The following is a 4,044-nucleotide window of genomic DNA, read 5'->3' on the forward strand; positions in this document are numbered from 1 at the left end:
GTTCTAGCTTGTTCGTGCCAAAAGCGCAAGAGTGAAAAAAAATCTTGGGCAATATCCGGGTATTCAAATAGCCGATTGACTTCATTAAGCGCTAACACTAACGGAGCATTAATTTGTCCTAACAAATATCCTTCCAAATAAATGGTGCAGCTGACTTTGCTACCCATACCTTCGTCCCAGTACTCATCCAGGCTGGGTGCTAGTTTTAACTGCCGTGCCAGGTTACTGCACATCCAGCGCAAGAATTTGTCGGAACTCTCAAAAATCGCGGTTTCAGCCTGCTGAAAATCGATTGTGGCTGTACAGTAGCCTAAAGTGGCAGCTTGGTTAAGCAGGCGCAGCATTAGGGAACTTTTCCCCATTTTTCTAGGCGCTCGAATGCGGATTAAACTACCAGGCTTGGATATTTCTGTATAGACGAGAGCTTCAGTGGGAGGCCGCTCAATATAAAATCTCGAATTAAGCGATATGGGGCTACCGGGAAGCTCAAGGTTTTCCGCCGTCAGGAAGTTGTTTTCTCGATCGCGACTACATATCATAAGCCTAGCCTGGTAAATTTACTTTCAATCTATATTAATCTCTATCTTAAGATATATTCTATTTATATAGAAAGTCTGTATGGCAGTGCAGCCAGACAGAAAAGTTTTGCTTTGGAAAAAAATGGTGTTTGTCGTAGAAGATCGACTAAAGTACCCACTTCGATCGCAACACTCTATGTTTGGGTCGATCGCATCTTGTCAATCGCTCGATTTTAATTGTATTTATTGACAATTATTCACAATAATTTAATTCACATAAAAATTATTCTGAGACACAAATGGCTTTTTTACTCCAGACATTCGTACCGCAGAGTCAAACCAGAAGCTCGCAGATTTGTAGCCCGATCGGAAGAAAAAGTATTATTTGATACAGAAATATTTTTTAAATGGAATGGAAAATCTTAGCACTTGCAGGGGTAAATAGCATTCTTTTGAGATGTTAATAGGGAATTTAATCCCAAGTTGAGTAATCTACTGCGTTTGTGCCGTATTGTATTTACACTAACTTCAAATTCATTGGTAAGCGGCAATTCGGACTAAACGGTTGGTTGTGTTTCGTTCAATCAAAGATAGTACAGAGATCGTGTCTAAACTCATGCTCAAAAAGAAGAGATCGAGAACTAAAACAAGGAAATTTTTTTCCAATTGGCAATTTCACCTTTCCGGAAATGCCAAAATGTTCAAACAGTTGCAAATAGCCATCAAGCGACTGTCTCCCAGTTGGCAAGCCTGCATTCCCCTGGCAACTTTGGTCGTGCTGACATGGGGTTACGTAGCCGTAGCCCAAGATGCTCCCGCCGCATCTGGGCCAACAACAGCCGAATTGAAGGTGGCTTTAGATACTCTATGGGTTGCGATCGCCGCTTTTTTAGTGTTTTTTATGAACGCCGGTTTCTGTATGTTAGAAACAGGCTTCTGCCGCGAGAAAAACGCCGTCAATGTATTAGCTAAAAACCTGATTGTCTTTGCCCTTTCTACCATTGCGTTCTGGGCAATTGGTTTTGGTCTGATGTTTAGCAATGGCAATGGTTTCATCGGCATCAGCGGTGGCTTTTTCCTCAGCGGAGCAGATAACAGTCCCGCCACAGGAGATGCTTATCAAGGTATCTTCAGCTCGCTCAACTGGACTGGCGTACCCCTTTCTGCCAAATTTTTGTTCCAGTTAGTATTTGCCGGCACAGCAGCAACGATCGTTTCTGGAGCCGTTGCTGAAAGAATTAAGTTCGTTGACTTCTTAATCTTCAGCGTCTTACTTGTGGGTATTGCCTACCCCATTACCGGACACTGGATTTGGGGCGGTGGCTGGCTGGCAAAAATGGGTTTCTACGACTTTGCCGGTTCAACCGTAGTTCACTCGGTTGGTGGCTGGGCAGCGCTCATGGGAGCTGCTTTTTTAGGCCCACGGCTGGGTAAATATCAAGATGGGCAAAGCTATGCTATGCCCGGTCATAACATGAGTATCGCCACTTTAGGTTGCTTAATATTGTGGTTGGGCTGGTTTGGCTTCAACCCCGGATCGACAATGGCTGCTGATGCTAATGCCATTACTCATATTGCGCTCACAACTAACATGGCCGGTGCTGTTGGTGGAGTTGTCGCCACAACTGTCGCTTGGCTGTACCTGGGCAAGCCAGACCTTTCCATGATTATCAACGGCATTTTGGCTGGTTTAGTTGCGATTACAGCATCTTGCGCTTACGTTAACGTTGGCAGCGCTTTCATCATTGGTTTAGTAGCCGGAGTAATCGTAGTTTTCTCAGTCACGTTCTTCGACAGAATTAAAATTGATGACCCTGTGGGCGCTACCTCAGTTCACCTCGTTTGCGGTGTGTGGGGAACCCTAGCTGTTGGTTTGTTTAGCGTTGGCCCTGACGTTTACTCTTGGTACACGAGTGGCCCTGCCAAAGGTTTACTCCTGGGTGGCGGCTTGACGCAGGTGATTCCTCAAGTAGTTGGCATTCTCTCTGTGGGAGGTATAACAGTTCTGGTCAGCACGATCTTCTGGTTGGCGCTGAAGTCCACCCTTGGTATCCGAGTAACTCCAGAAGAAGAAGTCGTCGGCTTGGATATTGGCGAACACGGTATGGAAGCTTACAGCGGTTTTCTCAAAGAAGCACGCGGTAGTAATATACAAGCTGCTGGCGATCGCGGTATCTCTAAGCCCGGTAACTTCACCACTGGTTTCTAGTTCGAGCTTAAAGTTAATTTGCAGCTTATATTGTCGCAAATTTGACTGAAGCTACTCTGTCCTGAGTTCTAAAGTTTATTTGAGATGAACTTAGGGCAGATATTTTTTTAGGCTGCAACTAATTTTCAGTTACAGCAACTCTCAATTTCCAAACGCTTGGAATCTAAGCTTTACAGACAAAGATCTGGTGATTTTTACCCGCTCAATTCGCTCCCTCACATTACATATTTTAGGGTAAAAATCTGTATAACACAATACAGAAAGCTGATACTTAAAGTTCGTTCAATTGAATTCATTTCTGCCAACTCTTCGATATTGAAGGGAACAAACAAGTGTTAAAAAAGTTTCTCATTGCTTGCTTAATCTCGGTGTGTCTATTTTTTGGGTTAATGGTGGAAAACACATTTGCCCAGGACGCATCACCTTTAGCAAGTCCTTCTCCTACGCTATCTAGTCCGGAAGCATCGCCAGCGCCTACGGGTTCGCCGGAAGCATCACCATCGCCTACGGGTTCGCCAGAAGCGTCACCATCGCCCACGGGTTCGCCGGAAGCATCACCATCGCCTACGGTTTCCCCCACAGATGCTGCCAGCCCAAGTCCTACAAGTGAAATATCTCCATCCCCAACAGCTTCACCAGCAGAAGTAGCTCCATTACCTGTCGTCCCCACACCGGATGCTTCCAGCCAAGAAGCTTCTGGTGCTGCTACTGCACAGCCTGCGATCGATTTTGGTGACACAGCCTGGATGTTGATTTCCACCGGTCTCGTGTTGTTAATGACGCCCGGATTGGCATTTTTCTATGGAGGATTGGTGCGATCGCGCAACGTCCTCAACACCATGATGATGAGCTTGATCCTCATGGCAGTTGTCGGCGTTACCTGGGCGCTGTGGGGCTACAGTCTCGCCTTTGCACCAAATACCATCAACCCAGGACAAGATCCTGCTTTTACTGCCAATCCGTTCATCGGTAGCTTGAAATGGGCATTTTTAAGCGGCGTTGAGTTCGACAAACCAAGCGCGATCGGCTATGCCAGCACGATTCCGCATCAACTTTTCATGCTTTACAACATGATGTTCGCCATCATCACACCCGCCTTGATTTCGGGTGCGATCGTTGAGCGGATGAGTTTCAAAGCATATTTCTGGTTTATATTGCTTTGGTCTACCTTTATCTACTCTCCCCTAGCTCACTGGGTTTGGGGTAAAGGTGGCTGGCTCCTAGACTTGGGAGCATTAGACTTTGCCGGCGGTACAGTTGTACACATCAGTTCCGGTGTTTCCGCTTTGGTCGCAGTCTACATTCTTGGCCCCCGCA

At 46.0% G+C, this 4,044-nt stretch carries 2 protein-coding genes and 1 pseudogene; 2 read left to right on the forward strand and 1 reads right to left on the reverse strand.

The genetic code is table 11. The features are described from left to right. The coding region (locus H6S82_RS21500; RefSeq protein ID WP_191056678.1) for an AAA-like domain-containing protein at positions 1 to 539 on the reverse strand (539 nt) is incomplete at its 3' end. A gap of 595 nt (positions 540 to 1,134) precedes the next feature. Here H6S82_RS21500 and H6S82_RS21505 point away from each other — a divergent pair. After that, complete coding sequence (locus tag H6S82_RS21505; protein ID WP_190465199.1) at positions 1,135 to 2,727, forward strand: ammonium transporter; 1,593 nt, start codon at positions 1,135 to 1,137, stop codon at positions 2,725 to 2,727. A 389-nt stretch (positions 2,728 to 3,116) separates the two neighbouring features. Further along, positions 3,117 to 4,044 (forward strand): annotated as a pseudogene (locus H6S82_RS21510) (ammonia channel protein); the annotation flags it as partial.

The sequence above is a fragment of the Planktothrix sp. FACHB-1355 genome (assembly GCF_014748295.1).
Lineage (GTDB): Bacteria > Cyanobacteriota > Cyanobacteriia > Cyanobacteriales > Aerosakkonemataceae > Aerosakkonema > Aerosakkonema funiforme_A.